At 69.4% G+C, this 18,130-nt stretch carries 14 protein-coding genes and 1 pseudogene; 5 read left to right on the top strand and 10 right to left on the bottom strand.

The genetic code is table 11. The features are described from left to right. Positions 1 to 86: 86 nt before the first annotated feature. A complete protein-coding gene (locus tag FHX44_RS14420) occupies positions 87 to 893 on the top strand; it encodes an HAD family hydrolase (protein ID WP_147261175.1) in 807 nt (268 codons plus the stop codon). Positions 894 to 1,353: 460 nt separating this feature from the next. Here the strand turns inward: FHX44_RS14420 and FHX44_RS14415 are convergent, their stop codons facing one another. Beyond that, on the bottom strand, positions 1,354 to 2,097 hold the full coding sequence (locus FHX44_RS14415; protein ID WP_212612474.1) for an oxidoreductase: 744 nt from the start codon (positions 2,095 to 2,097) through the stop codon (positions 1,354 to 1,356). 224 nt (positions 2,098 to 2,321) lie between these two features. Here FHX44_RS14415 and acs point away from each other — a divergent pair, with 224 nt between their 5' ends. After that, a complete protein-coding gene (gene acs, locus FHX44_RS14410) occupies positions 2,322 to 4,301 on the top strand; it encodes an acetate--CoA ligase (RefSeq protein WP_147256276.1) in 1,980 nt (659 codons plus the stop codon). Between the two features lie 111 nt (positions 4,302 to 4,412). Then, positions 4,413 to 6,137, top strand: coding sequence for an NAD(P)H-dependent oxidoreductase subunit E (locus FHX44_RS14405; RefSeq protein WP_147256275.1), 1,725 nt, complete (start codon positions 4,413 to 4,415; stop codon positions 6,135 to 6,137). A 57-nt stretch (positions 6,138 to 6,194) separates the two neighbouring features. Here FHX44_RS14405 and FHX44_RS14400 read toward each other — a convergent pair whose 3' ends face one another. Continuing rightward, on the bottom strand, positions 6,195 to 7,196 hold the full coding sequence (locus tag FHX44_RS14400; protein WP_147256274.1) for a TerC family protein: 1,002 nt from the start codon (positions 7,194 to 7,196) through the stop codon (positions 6,195 to 6,197). Between the two features lie 439 nt (positions 7,197 to 7,635). Here FHX44_RS14400 and FHX44_RS14395 point away from each other — a divergent pair, with 439 nt between their 5' ends. Continuing rightward, positions 7,636 to 7,815, top strand: coding sequence for a hypothetical protein (locus FHX44_RS14395; RefSeq protein ID WP_170308904.1), 180 nt, complete (start codon positions 7,636 to 7,638; stop codon positions 7,813 to 7,815). A gap of 21 nt (positions 7,816 to 7,836) precedes the next feature. Here the strand turns inward: FHX44_RS14395 and FHX44_RS14390 are convergent, their stop codons facing one another. Beyond that, positions 7,837 to 8,397, bottom strand: coding sequence for an Nramp family divalent metal transporter (locus tag FHX44_RS14390; protein ID WP_246170378.1), 561 nt, complete (start codon positions 8,395 to 8,397; stop codon positions 7,837 to 7,839). Positions 8,398 to 8,527: 130 nt separating this feature from the next. Here FHX44_RS14390 and FHX44_RS14385 point away from each other — a divergent pair, with 130 nt between their 5' ends. Next, complete coding sequence (locus FHX44_RS14385; RefSeq protein ID WP_246170377.1) at positions 8,528 to 8,980, top strand: ATP-binding cassette domain-containing protein; 453 nt, start codon at positions 8,528 to 8,530, stop codon at positions 8,978 to 8,980. Between the two features lie 48 nt (positions 8,981 to 9,028). Here the strand turns inward: FHX44_RS14385 and FHX44_RS43230 are convergent. The 7 genes and pseudogenes from FHX44_RS43230 to FHX44_RS14350 form a co-directional block, all read right to left on the bottom strand. Further along, positions 9,029 to 9,443: pseudogene (locus tag FHX44_RS43230) on the bottom strand (xanthine dehydrogenase family protein molybdopterin-binding subunit); the annotation flags it as partial. A gap of 60 nt (positions 9,444 to 9,503) precedes the next feature. Next, entirely contained in the window at positions 9,504 to 10,505 is a 1,002-nt protein-coding gene (locus FHX44_RS14375) for a TerC family protein (protein WP_147256273.1), read from the bottom strand. 89 nt (positions 10,506 to 10,594) lie between these two features. Beyond that, the gene (locus tag FHX44_RS14370; protein WP_212612473.1) at positions 10,595 to 11,191 is read right to left on the bottom strand and encodes a hypothetical protein; all 597 of its coding nucleotides are present in this window, start codon (positions 11,189 to 11,191) and stop codon (positions 10,595 to 10,597) included. A 2-nt stretch (positions 11,192 to 11,193) separates the two neighbouring features. Next, positions 11,194 to 12,600, bottom strand: coding sequence for an Nramp family divalent metal transporter (locus tag FHX44_RS14365; protein WP_147256272.1), 1,407 nt, complete (start codon positions 12,598 to 12,600; stop codon positions 11,194 to 11,196). A 324-nt stretch (positions 12,601 to 12,924) separates the two neighbouring features. Further along, a complete protein-coding gene (locus FHX44_RS14360; protein ID WP_147256271.1) occupies positions 12,925 to 15,060 on the bottom strand; it encodes an acetate--CoA ligase family protein in 2,136 nt (711 codons plus the stop codon). A gap of 2 nt (positions 15,061 to 15,062) precedes the next feature. Beyond that, the gene (gene frc, locus FHX44_RS14355; protein ID WP_147256270.1) at positions 15,063 to 16,289 is read right to left on the bottom strand and encodes a formyl-CoA transferase; all 1,227 of its coding nucleotides are present in this window, start codon (positions 16,287 to 16,289) and stop codon (positions 15,063 to 15,065) included. A 13-nt stretch (positions 16,290 to 16,302) separates the two neighbouring features. Then, entirely contained in the window at positions 16,303 to 18,024 is a 1,722-nt protein-coding gene (locus FHX44_RS14350; protein ID WP_147256269.1) for a thiamine pyrophosphate-binding protein, read from the bottom strand. Positions 18,025 to 18,130 lie beyond the last annotated feature (106 nt).

Raw genomic sequence — 18,130 nt, 5'->3', positions numbered from 1 at the left:
CGCTGCCATGGTGTCGGCCCAGGACCCCGTCGGTGTCCGTCCTGTCTGGCAAGCTCGCCCGGGTGTCCGGTGCGCTCCCCCCGCAGCTGCCCACCCCGGCGCCGGCTCGCTCCGGCGCCGCCGCGTTCTTCGATCTCGACAAGACAATCATCGCCGGCTCGAGCGCGCTCGCCTTCAGCCGCCCGTTCCGCCGGCAGGGGCTCATCAGCAGGCGCGCGGCGCTCCGAAGTGGTTACGCACAGTTGCTCCTGGTGCTGTCCGGCGCCGACGCGAACACGATGGACCTGCTGCGCAAGCGGATCACCGCGCTGTGCACCGGCTGGGAGGTGGCGCAGATCAGCAGCATCGTGGCCGAGACGCTGCACGACATCGTCGAGCCGCTGGTCTACGCCGAGGCCACCGCGCTGATCGCCGAGCACCGGGCGAACGGCGACGAGGTCGTCGTGCTCTCGGCGTCGGGCCACGAGGTCGTCGAGCCGATCGCCGCCCTCGTCGGTGCCGACCGCTGTGTCGCCACCCGCATGGGCGTGGTCGACGGCCGGTACACCGGACTGATCGACTATTACTGCTACGGCGAGGAGAAGGCGCAGGCAGCGCGCCGCCTCGCCCAGGAGCAGGGGTACCGGCTCGAGGACTGCCGCGCCTACTCCGACTCGATCACCGACCTGCCGCTGCTCGAGGCCGTCGGGCATCCCACCGTGGTCAACCCGGACCGCGCGCTGCGCCGGGAGGCCGCGCTGCGCGGCTGGCCCGTCCTGACGTTCGCCGATCCGGTCGCGTTGCGGTTCCGCCGTCCGCCACTGCGCACCACGCTCACGGCGGCCGGTGTCGGGGCGGCTGCCGCGCTGGCCGCTATCGGCTGGTACGCGTGGCGGCGACCGGTCCGTTCGTGATGCCACCGGGGTCCCTGAGGGTGATGGCACAGTCACTGATCGCCACCCTGCGTGCCTGAACCGGTGCACCTCTCGAGGCCCCTTGCTGTGGTCCGAGTCACCGACTACAAAGAGCCGTACGGACCCCTGACGGCCAGGGGCGGTGCGGCAGAGAAGCACCCGTCCACCCCGAGCAGGGCTCCGTGCGGGAAGGTCGGGCGCTCCACGCACAGCACGCCGCGGGAGGCATGTCGTCGTGGGCCTGCGTACCGGGACGCCGGACGCCGAGGCCACTACCACGACACGTAGTGCACGCCTGGATCTCGGACTTCCCGCGAGGCGGGCGGTGCTCCCACGGGAGCGCCGCCCGTCTCGTCTGTCCGGGCCCGGCCTCTGGCCGCGGGCGGGGCCGGCGACGTCGTGATCGGCAGGTCGGTGCGACAACGGCCGGATCCCGCCGCGATCGCACCGAACCGCTGACTCAGCTGCGGGAGTCGGCGATCGACGTGCCCTCCCGCGCCCCCGCCTCCCACTGCGCGCAGCAGTGCAGCACCCATTCCCGCACTCCGTCGCTGGTGCCCCCGGCGAACGCCGCCGCCGCGTCCCGGTACTGCGCGGCATGGCGCAGGTGCCCCACCTCCGGCACGGCGAGCCCCTTCGGATCCAGACCCGCAGCCACCGCGGCCAGCCGGGCCGCGGCCCGCGCCACCACCCCGTTCGCCGCCCTGAACGGTGCGAGGGCGAGCAGCTCACCGTGCACCACCGACACGAGCACCGGGGCCGGCACGCGGGTGCCGCCCGTGACGAGGTCGGCGAGCAGTCCGATCCGCGTGGCCACCCCCTCGCCGGCGCACGGCCTGCCCAGCTCCGCCTCGTGCCGGTCCGGTGGTACGAGGTCGGCGGCGGCCACGACGTGCAGCCGGGCGAGGGCCTGCAGCGGAGAGCTGCGCCAGGCACCGAGCAGCCGCCCGCACTCCTCCGCGGCGCGCACGGCGCCGGCGAGCACCGGATCGCTCACGGCGTCGTTCGGCGCGAGCGCGGCTCCGTCAAGGGCGGCGGACGCGCGCGCCGCGCGCAGGCTCGCCTCGGCGGCGCTCGCCGGCCAGCCCCGCCGGTTGACCGGGTGGTTGTGCACCGCGACCAGCGCGTCGCGCGCCCGCGCCACGGCCTCGGGTACCCCCGGCAGGTCGAGCAGCGGGGCCAGCGGATCGGCGGTCACGGCCACCTGCGCATGCTGCCACCCGGCTCGTGGGACGCGCGCGACGGGCGATGCTTCGAGCAGCGGCCCGGGCTCGCCGCTTCTCGGCCGCCGGTCGGCCCTTCGTCGACCGTCCGTCGAAATCGCCCGACCTGTCCGGACCGACGGTGCGTTCAGGTGTGCGGCGCACTAGCGTCGGACACCGAGAATGTGGAGCCGGGCGCCGCCGCCCAGGAGCCAGGAGGGCACTGATGGCCGAGGAAAACGCCACGCTGAGCAACCTGTCCACCGAGAACCGGAGCTTCCCGCCGAGCGACGAGTTCGCCGCGCAGGCCAACGCCACGGCCGACTGGTACGACCGCGCCGACGCCGACCGCGAGGCGTTCTGGGCCGAGCAGGCCGAGCGGCTGCACTGGGAGCAGAAGTGGGAGCGCGTGCTCGACTGGGACGCCCCGTTCGCGAAGTGGTTCGTCGGCGGCAAGCTCAACGTGGCCTACAACTGCGTGGACCGGCACGTCGAGGCCGGGCACGGCGAGCAGGTGGCCTTCCACTGGGAGGGCGAGCCCGGCGACACCCGCACCATCACCTACGCCGACCTGCAGCGTGAGGTGTGCAAGACCGCCAACGCGCTGATCGAGCTGGGCGTGGGCAAGGGCGACCGCGTGGCCATCCAGCTGCCGATGATCCCCGAGGCCGTGTTCTCGATGCTGGCGTGCGCGCGGCTCGGTGCCATGCACAGCGTGGTGTTCGGCGGGTTCTCGCCCGGCGCGCTCAAGGCCCGGATCGAGGACGCCGAGGCCAAGCTGCTCATCACCTCGGACGGGCAGTACCGCCGCGGCAAGCCGGCGCCGATGAAGGCGAACACCGACGAGGCGACGGGGCAGACGCCGACGATCGAGCACGTGCTGGTCGTCAAGCGCACCGAGATCGACGTGCCGTGGACCGAGGGCCGCGACGTCTGGTGGCACGACCTGGTGGACGAGCAGTCCGACCAGCACACGCCCGAGGCGTTCGACGCCGAGCACCCGCTCTACATCCTCTACACCTCCGGCACCACGGGGAAGCCGAAGGGCATCCTGCACACCTCGGGTGGCTACCTCACCCAGTGCGCCTACACGCACAACGTGGTGTTCGACCACAAGCCCGGCGAGAGCGTCTACTGGTGCACCGCCGACATCGGCTGGGTCACCGGGCACAGCTACATCGTCTACGGGCCGCTGGCCAACCGGGCGACGTCGGTGATGTACGAGGGCACCCCGAACACCCCGCACGAGGGCCGGCACTGGGAGATCATCCAGAAGTACGGGGTCTCGATCTACTACACGGCGCCCACGCTGATCCGCACGTTCATGAAGTGGGGCCACGACATCCCGGCGAAGTACGACCTGTCGTCGCTGCGGGTGCTGGGCAGCGTCGGCGAGCCGATCAACCCCGAGGCCTGGATGTGGTACCGGGAGCACATCGGCGGCGACAAGTGCCCGATCGTCGACACCTGGTGGCAGACCGAGACCGGCGCGATCATGATCTCCCCGCTTCCCGGCGTCACGGCCGCGAAGCCGGGTTCGGCGATGCGCCCGCTCCCGGGGATCAGCGCCGAGATCGTCACCGAGGAGGCCAAGCCGGTGGGCCCGGGCGGTGGCGGGTACCTGGTGCTCGACAGGCCGTGGCCGTCGATGCTGCGCGGCATCTGGGGCGACGAAGAGCGCTACCGCGAGACGTACTGGTCCCGGTTCGCCGACCAGGGCTACTACTTCGCCGGTGACGGCGCCAAGTACGACGACGACGGCGCGATCTGGCTGCTCGGCCGGGTGGACGACGTGATGAACGTGTCCGGCCACCGCATCTCCACGACGGAGGTGGAGTCGGCGCTGGTGAGCCACCCGACTGTGGCCGAGGCGGCCGTGGTCGGTGCGTCCGACGCCACCACGGGGCAGGGGATCGTCGCGTTCGTGATCCTCCGCGGCAACGTCGCCCAGGACGAGGCGAAGGGTGCCGACGCCATCAAGGCGCTGCGCGACCACGTCTCGAAGGAGATCGGTCCGATCGCGAAGCCGCGCCAGATCATGGTCGTCGACGAGCTGCCGAAGACGCGCTCGGGGAAGATCATGCGGCGGCTGCTGCGCGACGTGGCGGAGAACCGCGAGATCGGTGACGTCACGACGCTGGCCGACTCGTCGGTGATGGACATGATCTCCGAGGGCTTGAAGGACACCAGCAAGTCGGAGGACTGACACATCTCCGACGCATAGTGGATACGAGTGCTCCGGCACTCGTATCCACTGACGGCTTGTGGACGGTATACGGTAGACGATGATGCAGGTCGAGGCGATCGGAGCCAGGCGATGACGGCGGCGAAGGTGCCGGGCGTCGAGGCGCGGGCCGGGAAGTTCCCGGGACCGAGCCTCATCCCGGAGCTGAACGCGATCCAGGCGCGGCTGGGCTGGCTGCCGCGCGAAGAGCTGGTGGCGCTCGGGCGCGAGCTGCGCCGCCCGCTCTACGAGATCGAGGGGCTCATCTCGTTCTACCCACACTTCCGCACCGACCCGCCACCCAAGGTCGCGGTGCACGGCTGCCACGACCTCACGTGCTGGCTCGCCGGCGCCGATGAGAGGCTCGCCGAGCTGCACGCCCGGCTGGACGGCGACGCCGACGTCGAGTTCACCGAGGTGTCCTGCCTCGGCCGCTGCGACATCGCACCCGCAGTGGCCGTCAACGAGCATCCGGCCGCGCTGGAGGACACCGACGCGCTGGTGGCCGCCGCCCGCGTCGACGACCTGGGCCACGCGTCGCCGACCCCGTCCGGGCGCGCCGAGCCCTGGCCCAACGACCCCTACGCAGCGGGGGAGGAGCGCTACCGCGTGCTCCGTTCGGTGCTCACCGGTGAGCGGACCACGCAGGAGGTCATCGCCGCCGTCACCGACTCCGGCCTGCGCGGGATGGGCGGTGCGGGCTTTCCCACCGGCCGCAAGTGGCAGCTCGTCGCCGACCAGCCGGCCGGGCTCAAGTACGCCATCTGCAACGCCGACGAGTCCGAGCCCGGCACCTTCAAGGACCGGCAGATCCTGGCCGACGAGCCGCACCTGGTGCTGGAGGGCCTGCTGCTCGGCATGGTCTGCACCGGGGCGGAGCAGGGATACGTGTTCATCCGCCACGAGTACGGGCCGGAGGAGCACGTGCTGCGGGCCGAGATCGAGGCGATCCGGGCCGCCGGGCTGCTCGGCACCGATGTGCTCGGTTCGGGCCGGACGCTGCAGCTGGATGTCTTCACCTCACCCGGCGGCTACATCCTGGGCGAGGAGTCGGCGCTGATCGAGGCGATGGAGGGCCACCGCGGCGAGCCCCGCAACAAGCCCCCGTTCCCCGGCGTGCACGGGCTGTGGGGCCGGCCCACCTTGATGAACTCGGTCGAGACGTTCGCCGACGTGCCCGTCATCGTCGAGCGGGGCGCGCAGTGGTGGCGCGACCAGGGCGTCGGCGACTCCGTCGGCTGGAAGTTCTTCGCGGTGTCCGGGCACGTCGAACGGCCCGGTGTCTACTGCGTGCCGATGGGCACGACCGCCCGTGCGCTCCTGGAGGAGGCGGGCGGGGTGGCCGGGGGTGCCGCGCTGCAGGCCGTCCAGCCCGGTGGGGCGTCGTCGAACTTCCTCGGGCCCGACCAGCTGGACGTCCCCCTGGATTTCGGCACGCTCGCGGAGGCGGGGTCGATGCTCGGTTCGGGGGCCCTGGTCGCGATCGCCGAGGGCACCGACCTGCTCGCCGCCGCCACCAACGTGCTGCGCTTCTTCCGCAACGAGTCGTGCGGCAAATGCGTGCCGTGCCGGGTCGGCTCGATGAAGGCGCACACCCTGCTCACGGAGGCCATCGGCAGCGGCGGCCTCGACGACGCGGGCCGCGAGCGCGTCCTGGAGCTCGAGATGGTGATGCGCAAGACCTCGATCTGCGGGCTCGGCCAGGTGGCGCTCGGCCCGGTGGTCAGCGTCCTCGGCATGCAGCGCGGGGCGACCACGGTGCGACGGCACCCGAAGAACGACGACCCCGAGGTGGACGACAAGACACCGCGCGGCTGAGCCCGTACGCACGACGAGCGCCCGCCCCAGTAGGGGCGGGCGCTCGTGTCGTGTCGGTCAGTTGCCGGACGTGTGGTGCTTCGGCCCGGTCAGTTCGTCGCCCGAGGTGGTCGCGGCTGCGGCGTCGCGGCGGGACTTCATCAGGCTGAGCACCGTCGTCACGGCGAGGGTGCCGACGATGACGGCGAGCGAGACCAGGATCGGGATCTCGGGGGCCCAGGCCACGCCGTGGTGGTGCATGGCCTCAAGGATCAGTTTCACCCCGATGAAGGCGAGGATGAGGGCCAGGCCCTTGCTGAGGTAGATGAGCCGGTCCAGGAGCCCGCCGATCAGGAAGAACAGCTGCCGGAGCCCCATCAGCGCGAATGCGTTGGCCGTGAACACCAGGTACGGCTCCTGGGTCAGGCCGAAGATCGCCGGGATGGAGTCGACCGCGAACAGCAGGTCGGTGGTGCCGATCGCCACCATCACGATGAGCATCGGCGTCACGAGCCTGCGGCCGTCGACGACGGTGGTCATCTTCGCGCCGTTGTACTGGTTCGTGGAGGGCACCACGCGCTCGACGAAGCGCAGCAGGCGGTTCTCCTCGAACTCCTCGTCCCCGTCGGCCTCCTTGATGAGCTTCCACGCCGTCCAGATGAGGAACGCCCCGAACAGGTAGAACATCCAGTCGAAGCGGGAGATGGCCTCCGCGCCGAGTGCGATGAAGATTCCGCGCAGCACGAGCGCGAGCACGATGCCGATCAGGAGCACCTTCTGCCGGTAGTCCCGCGGTACCGCGAACTTGCTCATGATCAGCACGAAGACGAAGAGGTTGTCCACCGAGAGCGAGTACTCGGTGATCCAGCCGGCGAAGAACTCACCGCCGTACTGCGGTCCGGCGACGGCGAGCACTCCCAGCCCGAACGCGATGGAGAGGGAGACGTACACGATCACCCAGATCGTGGACTCCCGCATCGATGGGTCCCGCGGGTTGCGGGCCACCAGGTAGAAGTCGAATGCGATCACGGCGAGGAACGCCGCGATCGTCGTGATCCACGCCCAGGTCGGAACGTTCATCTCTCTCCTGTCGGGGTTGTGCCCGGCAGCGGGCGTCGAAACGGGGACGGCGCGGCGGGCAGGCTCGCACCACCGCGCCGTCCGTCACGAGGACCGGCGAGTCCTCGCCCGGGCGGCGGCCCCGGTGGACGCCGCAGGCCGGGGCCACGACGCCTGGCGCGTCGGTGCTCCCTGGCCACCCACACCGCTTCGGCGTGGGCGACGTAGCGGGTGTATACCCGCTGCGCGTACGGATTATGGTCCTTGATCTGCGCCATCCAGGCCGGACTGATCCTTTCGTACAGCCAGATGAAGCCGATCGCGAAGCCCATGCTGATGAGGGCCTGGTACGCCAGGAACGTCACGACGTCGTCGGGCGGTGTGGCACTCCCGCCGAGCAGGACGGGGGGAATCCCAGGAACCAGATGAGTGCCGCCGGCGCGAACATGCCCGGCTTGGCGTGGCCGAGACCGACGAGCACCCCGTAGATCGCGCCGAGCACGGCGAGCGGCACGGCGAGTGCGACCGCGCCCGCGAGCGCCCAGCCGACGGGCTGGCCGACGACCGCGGCCAGCCCGCCGACAACGGAACCCCCAGCACGCCGATCACCGCGCCGGGCACGCTGACCTCGGCGAGCTGACGTGCGTGTACGAGGGACACGTCAACCCACGACCACACCGAAGCGGAAGAGGCTGTAGAGGAGCATCCCCAGGTAGAAGAACGCACCGAACCCGATGATCAGGTTCGTCCACAGCTTCGGCCGGATCGGCTTGGGCAGCAGCCGGTTGTTCACCAGCAGGAGCACGATGCAGTACGCGCCCATGGCGAAGGTGGACAGGAACGCCAGGACGTCGAGGATCGCAGCCGGACCGTCGGCAGGCCCCCAGAGCAGGATGCAGATCCCGAAGATGATCACACCCCAGAGGAACCCGCCGTAGAGGTGCGAGGTCCGGAACCGCTTGGCGCCGGGCACGACGTTGTACGTCATGTCGGCCTGGCCCCGGGAGAACGAGTCGAAGAGCCCGAGGGTGGCGTTCAGACCGATCAGCGCGATGAACCCGAGGAACACACCGCCCATCGCCGGTACGCCGACCGAGGCGAACGAGGACGGCATCGCGTTCAGCGCGGCCTCCCGCTCGCCCTCCCGCAGCAGGGCGACGACGTCCGAGCTCTGCCGGGCCGCGGCCTGCGTGAGCACGGTGAACGACACGGTGGCCAGCATCGCGATACCCCAGAAGAGCAGCAGCGTCGAAGGTGACCCAGCGTCGCCAGCCGGGCCGTTTGGCCATCTCGGCCGGGTCGTCGGTGTCGAAACGGACGGATTGGCTAAGGATACCGCATACAGTAGGCATGTGGTTGTCGTACCGCTCGGCACCGACGCGGTGGTCACCGGCCTGCCGGACGGGTGGTCCACCGTACTGTCGCGGCATTTCCAGGGCGGTCGTGATCTGTCCGGCGGGCAGTGGCAGCGCATCTCGGTCGCGCGCGGGCTCTACCGCGATGAGTCGGTCGTGATCGCCGACGAGCCCACCGCCGCGTTGGACGCCCGCGCCGAGCACACTGGGTTCGCCGCGCTGCGCGGGCTCGACGGCCGCGCCGACCAGCGGATCACCGTTCTCGTGACCCACCGGCTGGCGAACGTCAAGCACGCCGACCAGATCCTTGTGCTGGAGCGCGGGCGGCTCATCGAGCACGGCGCGCACGACGAGCTGATGGCCCTCGGCGGCACCTACCACGAGCTCTTCGTTCTCCAGGCCAGCGCGTACGCCGACGAGGGGGACGAACGGGACACGGTCCCGGCATGACCGAGCTGTCTCAGCTGGGTCGACGGTAGCGGCCGGAGGCGTGGCGTGGTCCAGCAGGTCCTCGATCGTGATCGGGATGTGCCGGACCCGGATGCCGGTGGCGCGTGCACGGCGTTCGCCACGGCCGCGGCCATGCCGACCGTGCCGATCTCGCCGACGCCCTTGGCACCCATCGGATTGTGCAGCGTGTCCGGGTGCTGCACGAAGTGCATGTCGACCTCGGGGAATGTCGGCGTTGACCGGGAGGAGGTACCCGCGGCCAGGTCGCCGTTGGCGATCCGGCCGTCCTCCTCGATCTCCAGCCCCTCGTGCAGCGCCGCGGAGACGGGACATGCGCGCCTCTCGCGTCCACCCCGTGCACCCGGACCTCGCAGAACTGGCACCGAACACGACGAACGAGTGCTTGGTCAGCTCCTCCCCCCGGGGCCGACGACCCGCTGGCCGAGATCGACGCGCGGCTGAGCCCGTACGCACGACGAGCGCCCGCCCCCTTTGCTGGGGGCGGGCGCTCGTGTCGTGTCGGTCAGTTGCCGGACGTGTGGTGCTTCGGCCCGGTCAGTTCGTCGCCCGAGGTGGTCGCGGCTGCGGCGTCGCGGCGGGACTTCATCAGGCTGAGCACCGTCGTCACGGCGAGGGTGCCGACGATGACGGCGAGCGAGACCAGGATCGGGATCTCGGGGGCCCAGGCCACGCCGTGGTGGTGCATGGCCTCGAGGATCAGTTTCACCCCGATGAAGGCGAGGATGAGGGCCAGGCCCTTGCTGAGGTAGATGAGCCGGTCCAGGAGCCCGCCGATCAGGAAGAACAGCTGCCGGAGCCCCATCAGCGCGAATGCGTTGGCCGTGAACACCAGGTACGGCTCCTGGGTCAGGCCGAAGATCGCCGGGATGGAGTCGACCGCGAACAGCAGGTCGGTGGTGCCGATCGCCACCATCACGATGAGCATCGGCGTCACGAGCCTGCGGCCGTCGACGACGGTGGTCATCTTCGCGCCGTTGTACTGGTTCGTGGAGGGCACCACGCGCTCGACGAAGCGCAGCAGGCGGTTCTCCTCGAACTCCTCGTCCCCGTCGGCCTCCTTGATGAGCTTCCACGCCGTCCAGATGAGGAACGCCCCGAACAGGTAGAACATCCAGTCGAAGCGGGAGATGGCCTCCGCGCCGAGTGCGATGAAGATTCCGCGCAGCACGAGCGCGAGCACGATGCCGATCAGGAGCACCTTCTGCCGGTAGTCCCGCGGTACCGCGAACTTGCTCATGATCAGCACGAAGACGAAGAGGTTGTCCACCGAGAGCGAGTACTCGGTGATCCAGCCGGCGAAGAACTCACCGCCGTACTGCGGTCCGGCGACGGCGAGCACTCCCAGCCCGAACGCGATGGAGAGGGAGACGTACACGATCACCCAGATCGTGGACTCCCGCATCGATGGGTCCCGCGGGTTGCGGGCCACCAGGTAGAAGTCGAATGCGATCACGGCGAGGAACGCCGCGATCGTCACGAACCAGGCCCAGGTCGGAATGTTCATCTCTCTCCCGAGGAAGGGACGCCCTGCTGTCGCCGGCGTATGTCCGGTTCAACGATCGGCGCGGCGGAGAATCTCCGCCGCGCCGATCGTCACGAGGACCGTTTGGCCCTCACCTTGGTGGTGCCCCCTGGGGGGCCCACCTGCCCGGGAGCATGCCCCGCCTGGCGGCGGGCACGTCTCTGCTCCCTGAGGTTCCACATGTGTTCGGCGTGGGCGATGTAGCGGGCGTACACCCGCTCGGCGTAGGGATTGTGGTCCTTGATCTGAGCCAGCCATCCGGGGATGATCCGCTCGTAGAGCCAGATGAATCCGATCGCAAAGCCCATGCCGACCAACGCCTGGTACAGCAGAAATGTGACGACGTCATCAGGCGGGGTGGCAGGACCACCCAGCACGACTGGTGTCATCGTCTCGTGCCACAGGCGGGAGAGCGGGAAGCCCACCAGCCACAGGACGGCAGCAGGCGTGAACATGCCGGGCTTGGCATGTCCGAGCCCGGTGAGCACGCCGTAGCACCCGCCGACGCAGGCGAGTGGTACAGCGAGCATCACGGCACCGGTGAGCGCCCAGCCGAGGGGTTGGCCGACGATGCCGGCCAACACCCCGACCACGGCGCCGGCGATCACGCCGATCACGGCACCGGGGGCGCCGATCTCGGCGAGCTGACGTGCGCTCCGGATAGTCATCATCAGTCCGGCAGGGCGCCGAAGACGGCCAGGCTGTAGAACAATGCGCCCAGGTAGAACACCGCACCGAAGCCGATGATGGCGTTGGTCCACCACTTCGGACGGATCGGCTTGGGCAACATCCTGTTGTTCACCAGCAAGAGCACGATGCAGTACGCACCCATGGCGAACGCGGACAGGAACGCGAGGACGTCCAGGATCGCCTCGGGGCCGTCGGCCGGGCCCCCCCACAGGATGATGATCCCGAAGGTGATCACGAACCACAGGAAGTACCCGTACAGGCGGGACATGCCGAACTTCCGCGTGCGCGGGATGAAGGTGTAGGCCATGTCCGACTGCCCGCGGGCGAACGAGTCGAACAGACCCAGTGTGGCGTTCAGGCCGATCAGCGCGATGAACAGGAGGAACACCGTGCCGAGCACCGGAAGGCCGACCGAGCCGAAGGACTCTGACATCGCCAGCAGCGCCGCTTCCCGCTCACCATTGCGCAGTTCGTCGACGACGGCCGGGTTCTGTCGCGCCGCCGCGCGGGCGAGCACGGTGAACGAGATCGTGACGAGCATCGTGATGCCCCAGAAGAGCAGGATGGCGTCGAACGTGACCCACCTGCGCCAGCCCTTCCACTTCGCCAGCTCTTCCGGATCGTCGGTGTCGAACATGAAGCCGGTCGCGGAGCGCTCCTCCTCCACTCCCGCCCGGGCGAGACCGCGCACCTTCGGCACGTGCGCGCCCATCCCGGCGCCGCTCTCCCGCAGGTGCAGCGTGTACCACATCTGCTGCATACCCGAAGGGCCCGCGAACGCGATCGAACCGACGATGATCGGGAACCACTCGGCGGTGTGCGCCTCGGCCGGGATGAAGCCGAACGCGAACATGCCCGCGATCGTGGAGCTCAGATCGTCCCAGTTGCCGACCAGCGAGGCGATGATCGCCGTCCCGACCACGAGGAGGCCGATCAGGAGTCCGAGGATCTTCTCCACGAGGTCGTAGATCACCTTGGCGAGCGTGAACAGCGTGCCGACCAGCAGCATGCCGATGGTGGCGGTCACCTGCCACGGGACACCGGTGGCCTGTTCGAACGCGCTCGCGCCGGCCGAGAGGTGACCCGGCCAGATGTAGATGAGGATCGCGATCGTGAAGAAGAACCACATGATCGGTTTGAAGACGCGCGCCGCGCCGGTGAAGATGGACTCACCGGTCGCCATTGCATAACGCGCCATCTCCAGCAGGACGAACGCCTGCAGCGTGACACCGATCAGGAACAGCCACCGGATCTCGGGCCCGAACAGCAGCACGAGTCGTGGCCACATGTACGACTCGCCCATACCCACACCGAGCGCGACGAGGAATACCGTCGGGCCGAGGAGGTGGACGGAGGGGGGTGCATCCGGAAGCTTCCGGATGGGCATCGGAGCTAGGCCGCCAGCGTGCCATACGCGTGTGTCGGTGGCGGTCGGATCGCCCGACGCGGCCTCGGGTTCTTTTGAAGTCGTCACTGCTGGGACCTCTCCATTGGGATCTCCTGAGTGGGGCCTACCCGCCCGACCCTGCCTTTCCGCGACTTCCTCCTCGTGTGGAACATATGACGAATCGGCTGCCGACCGGCCCGGTCGGTCCCTGGCGGGTGGGCGAGTTCCCCAGGGCTACCGGCCGGGCCTACCTTCCCGATACCCGATGCGCTTTTCGGTACCAGGCCGAGCCGGGCTCAGTACCAGCCCCAGCTCTGCATCTCCTCAAACGAGACCGGCACTACGCGCCCAGCGGTACTTCGCCCCGAGCACGGCCACCGGCTTCTCGGTGGTGTACGGGTAGGCGACGACCCCGTGGTCGTAGAGGTATGTGCTCGCCTCCTCCACCTCGGTGTCGCCGGCGAGGGACGCCACCACCGGCTTCTCGATCCCCTTCTCCCGGAACTCGGCCACCACGCGGGCGGTGAGCTCGGCGAAGACCATCGGCGGCGTCACGATCGTGTGCCAGTAGCCGAGGACCAGTGCGTGGATCCGGTCGTCCTCGAGGCCGAGCCGGATCGTGGCCTCGTAGGTCGACGGCGGCTCGCCGCCCGTGATGTCGATCGGGTTGCCCGCGGCACCGAACGGCGGGATGAACTTCCGGAACGCCTCGTCGAGGTCCGGCGGGATCTCCATCAGTGACATGCCGTTGTCGACGATCGCGTCGGACAGCAGCACGCCGGATCCGCCCGCGCCGGTGATGATGACGACGTTCTCGCCCTTCGGCGTCGGCAGCACCGGGATGCCGCGGGCGAACTCGAGCATGTCGTTCAGCGAGTAGGCGCGCACCACGCCGGACTGGCGCAGGATGTCGTCGTAGACCTTGTCGTCGCCGGCCAGTGCGCCGGTGTGCGAGCCCGCGGCCCGCGCCCCCATCGCGGTGCGGCCGGCCTTGAGCACGACCACCGGCTTCTTCTTGGTGATCCGCTGCGCCGCGTCGACGAACGCCCGGCCGTCCTTGAGGTCCTCGAGGTGCATCGCGACGACGTTGGTGTCGTCGTCCTGCTCGAAGTAGGTGAGCAGGTCGTCCTCGTCGAGGTCGGACTTGTTGCCCAGGCCGACGATGGCCGAGACGCCCGTCTTCGTGGTGCGGGCGAACCCGAGGATCGCCATGCCGATGCCGCCGGACTGGGAGGTGAGCGCCACCCCGCCCTTGACGTCGTACGGCGTGCAGAACGTGGCACAGAGGTTCTGCGGCGTGTAGTAGTAGCCGTAGATGTTCGGCCCGAGCAGGCGCACGCCGTACTCGCGGCCGATCTTCACGATCTCTTCCTGCGCCTCGTGGTTGCCGGTCTCGCCGAAGCCGGAGGGGATGAGAACCGCGGCCGGGACGTTCTTCTCGCCGACCTCGCGCAGGGCCTGCGGCACGAACTTGGCCGGCACGGCGAACACCGCCACGTCGACCTCGCCGGGCACGTCGCCGATGCTCTTGTAGGCCTTCTTCCCGAGGATCTCGTCGGCCTTCGGGTTGATCGGGTAGATCTCGCCCGCGTAGCCCCCGTTGATGAGGTTCTTCATCACGGAGTTGCCGATCTTGCCGTTCTCCGCGGAGGCCCCGATGACGGCCACGGCGTTCGGCCGCATCATGCGGTTCATCGTCGCCAGGATCTCCTCCTGGCTGTAGCGCACCGGCTCGGCGGGCTCCTCGGCGTCGAGCAGGATGCGGACGTCGGCGGCGGACGCGCCGTCGGGGCGGGCGAACACCGGGTTGAGGTCGAACTCGCGGATCCGCGGGAAGTCGGTGACCAGGTCGGACAGCCGCGTGATGATCTCGGCGAGCGCGTCGGCGTCGGCCGGCTCCGCCCCACGAGCGCCCTTGAGGACCTCGGCCGCCTGGATGCCGTCGAGCATCGAGTGGGCGGTCTCCGCGTCGACCGGAGCGAGTCGGAAGGTGACGTCCTTGAGTACCTCGACCAGCACACCGCCCAGACCGAAGACCACGACCTTGCCGAACGTCGGGTCCGTGGTGGCCCCGATGATCACTTCCTGGCCGCCGGCGAGCATCTGCTGCACCTGCACGCCGTCGATGTCGGCGTCGGCCTTGTAGACCTTGGCGTTGGCGATGATCTCGTCGAAGGCCGCGCGTACGGCGTCGTCGCCGGAGACACCGACCTTGACGCCGCCCGCCTCCGTCTTGTGCAGGATGTCCGGCGACACGATCTTCAGTACGACCTTGCCGCCCAGCTCGGCGGCGAGGCGGACGGCGTCGTCGGCCGTGCTGGCGAGGCCCTCGCCCGGGGTCGGGATGCCGTACGCCTCGCAGACGCGGCGGCCTTCCGGGGCGGTCAGCGAGTCGCGGCCTTCGGCCAGTGCTTTGTCGAGGACATCGCGCACGGCGTCCTTGTCGTACCCGGCTCCCATGCTCAGATCACTCCGTTCGTCTTGAGCTCGGCGAAGCGCTCCGGGTCGAGGCCCAGCTCGCGCACGTACACGTCTTCGTTGTGCTGGCCGAGCAGCGGAGAGGTCTCGACCTTCACCGGGGAGTCGGACAGCTTGATCGGGCAGCCGACGGTCTTGAACGCACCGCGCTCGGGGTGGTCGACCGTGACGATCATGTTGTTGTCGGCGAGCGACGCGTCCTCGATCAGCTCCTTGGTGGAGAGGATCGGGCCGCAGGGGATGTTGTGGGCGTTCAGCTCGGCGAGCGCGTCCCACTTGCTGAGCCCGGAGGACCACTCCTCGATCAGCTGGAACATCTTGTCGAGCTTCGGCAGCCGGGCCTGCGGCGTGGCCCACTCGGGGTCGTCGGCCAGCTCGGGCCTGCCGATCAGCTTCGCGATCGGCGCCCACCCGGGCGGCTGCACGATGACGTAGATGTAGTCGTTGGGACCACCGGGCGCGCACCTCACCGCCCAGCCGGGCTGCCCGCCGCCGGACGCGTTGCCCGAGCGCGGCACCTCGTCGCCGAACTCCTCGTTCGGGTACTCGGCCAGCGGGCCGTGGGCGAGCCGCTGCTGGTCGCGCAGCTTCACCCGGCACAGGTTGAGCACCGCGTGCTGCATCGCCACCGTGACGCGCTGGCCGCGACCGGTGCGCCCCCGCTGCACGAGCGCGGCGAGGATGCCGGCGACGGCGTGCATGCCGGTGCCGGAGTCGCCGATCTGCGCACCGGTGGCGAGCGGCGGACCGTCCTCGAAACCGGTGGTGCTCATCGAGCCGCCCATCGCCTGTGCGACGACCTCGTACGCCTTGTAGTGCGTGTACGGGCCTTCGCCGAACCCCTTGATGGAGGCGTAGACCAGGCGCGGGTTCAGCTCCTGCAGCCGGTCCCAGGTGAATCCCATCCGGTCGACCGCGCCCGGACCGAAGTTCTCCACGAGGACGTCGGCCTGCTGCACCATCTCGATGAAGAGCTGCTTTCCCTCCTCGCTCTTCAGGTTCAGCGTGATGCTGCGCTTGTTGCAGTTCAGCATCGTGAAGTAGAGGCTGTCGACATCGGGGACGTCGCGGAGCTGCTGGCGGGTGATGTCACCGGTCGGAGCCTCGAGTTTCACCACGTCAGCGCCCAGCCAGGCCAGGATCTGGGTGGCCGACGGGCCCGACTGGACATGTGTCATGTCCAGGATGCGGATGCCTTCCAACGCACTCATCTATCGCCCCCGATCACTTGTACATCGTCTGGTTCATGGTGCCCGGCGCATACACGTCGGGATCGACCCACACATTGATGAGTGAGGGCAGACCCGATTCACGGGCGCGCTGCAGCGCGGGTGCGATATCGGCGGGGTCGCGCACTTCCTCGCCGTATCCGCCGAGCATCTTCGCGAACTCGTCGTACTTCACGTGGCCGAGCGTGTTGCCGACCCGGCCCCGGTCCTCGCCGTACTTCTGGATCTGCCCGTAGCGGATCTGGTTCATCGACGAGTTGTTGCCGACGATCCCGACGAACGGCAGGTTGAAGCGCACCAGCGTCTCGAAGTCCCAGCCGGTGAGGCTGAAGGCTCCGTCGCCGAACAGCGCGACGATCTCCTTGTCCGGCCGGGCGTGCTTGGCGGCCATCACGAACGGGATGCCGACGCCGAGGGTGCCGAGCGGGCCGGGGTCCATCCAGTGACCGGGCGACTTGGGCTGCACGACCTGGCCGGAGAACGTGACGATGTCGCCGCCGTCGCCGATGTAGATCGAGTCCTCGGTGAGGAACTCGTTGATCTCGTGGACCAGGCGGTACGGGTCGATCGGCGAGGCGTCGGAGTGCTGGCGGGGGAGCCGCTTCTCGTAGGCGGCGTCCTCGAAGGCCCGCAGCTCCTCGATCCAGGCCTTGCGGTCCGGGGCGCTCGTGACGCGGCCCGACGAGGCGGCGGTGACGGCGGCGAGCACTGCGCCTGCGTCACCCACGATGCCGAGGTCGATGTCGCGGTTCTTGCCGACCGTGGCGTAGCTGAGGTCGATCTGCACGACCTTGGCGGCGGGGGAGAGCCTGCGCCCGTAGCCCATCCGGAAGTCGAACGGGGTACCGACGATGATGATCAGGTCGGCCTCGTTGAAGGCGTGGCGGCGGGCCAGCTGGAAGTGCATCGGGTCCTTGGGCGGGAGCGTGCCGCGGCCGGCGCCGTTCATGAACGCCGGGATGTTGAGCGTGCGCACGAACTCGATCGCGGCGTCGGTGGCCCGGCACGTCCAGACCTGGTTGCCCAGCAGCACGCACGGCTTCTCGGACCGGGCGATGAGGTCGGCGAGCTGCTCGATCGCGGCCGGGTCGCCTGCCGAGCGGGTGGACGCGCGGTACGAGCCGGCTAGGGGGATCCTCGCCTGCTCGAGGGGAACGGAGGCGTCGAGGACGTCGCGGGGGATCTCGAGGAACGCCGGCCCGGGGGCGCCGTTCCAGCACTCCCGGAACGCCATGGAGACCATGTCGGCCACGCGCGCGGTGTGCGGCACGGTGGCGGCGAACTTCGTGATCGGGTTCATCATGTCGACGTGCGGGAGGTCCTGCAGGGACCCCATCTTGTGCTGGTTGAGCGCGCCCTGGCCGCCGATGAGCAGCATCGGGCTCTCCGCCCGGAAGGCGTTGGCCACGCCGGTGATCGCGTCGCTGGTGCCGGGGCCCGCCGTGACGACGGCGCATCCGGTCGTGCCGGTGATGCGCGAGTAGCCGTCGGCCGCGTGTGCCGCGACCTGCTCGTGCCGCACGTCGATGACCGCGATGCCCTCGTCCACGCAGCCGTCGTAGATGTCGATGATGTGTCCGCCGCAGAGCGTGTAGACCGTGTCCACGCCTTCTGCCTTGAGTGCCTTCGCGACCAGGTGGCCACCGGAAATCGTCTCGGCGGCGGGTGGATCTCCGACCCCGTTGCGGGCGGCGCTTCCGGGGATCGTCTGCGTCATGGGAAGCATCTCCTCGTCGTCACCGCCCGTGGAGCCCGACGGCCTGTCTACTGCATACGGTATGGCTGTCTTGGTACTCCACGGTCGGCCCGTTGTCCAGAGGAAG

Source organism: Pseudonocardia hierapolitana, from assembly GCF_007994075.1.
In the GTDB taxonomy this organism is placed as follows: domain Bacteria; phylum Actinomycetota; class Actinomycetes; order Mycobacteriales; family Pseudonocardiaceae; genus Pseudonocardia; species Pseudonocardia hierapolitana.
This window is presented reverse-complemented; position numbering and strand designations above follow the sequence as displayed.

Bases quoted from the DNA above. Each gene is read 5' to 3' on its own strand.
- FHX44_RS14370 (WP_212612473.1), bottom strand. From the start codon at position 11,191: ATGACTATCCGGAGCGCACGTCAGCTCGCCGAGATCGGCGCCCCCGGT.
- FHX44_RS14400 (WP_147256274.1), bottom strand. From the start codon at position 7,196: ATGAACGTTCCGACCTGGGCGTGGATCACGACGATCGCGGCGTTCCTC.
- FHX44_RS14390 (WP_246170378.1), bottom strand. From the start codon at position 8,397: ATGCTGGCCACCGTGTCGTTCACCGTGCTCACGCAGGCCGCGGCCCGG.
- frc (WP_147256270.1), bottom strand. From the start codon at position 16,289: ATGAGTGCGTTGGAAGGCATCCGCATCCTGGACATGACACATGTCCAG.
- FHX44_RS14360 (WP_147256271.1), bottom strand. From the start codon at position 15,060: ATGGGAGCCGGGTACGACAAGGACGCCGTGCGCGATGTCCTCGACAAA.
- FHX44_RS14405 (WP_147256275.1), top strand. From the start codon at position 4,413: ATGACGGCGGCGAAGGTGCCGGGCGTCGAGGCGCGGGCCGGGAAGTTC.
- FHX44_RS14365 (WP_147256272.1), bottom strand. From the start codon at position 12,600: ATGCCCATCCGGAAGCTTCCGGATGCACCCCCCTCCGTCCACCTCCTC.
- acs (WP_147256276.1), top strand. From the start codon at position 2,322: ATGGCCGAGGAAAACGCCACGCTGAGCAACCTGTCCACCGAGAACCGG.
- FHX44_RS14350 (WP_147256269.1), bottom strand. From the start codon at position 18,024: ATGACGCAGACGATCCCCGGAAGCGCCGCCCGCAACGGGGTCGGAGAT.
- FHX44_RS14375 (WP_147256273.1), bottom strand. From the start codon at position 10,505: ATGAACATTCCGACCTGGGCCTGGTTCGTGACGATCGCGGCGTTCCTC.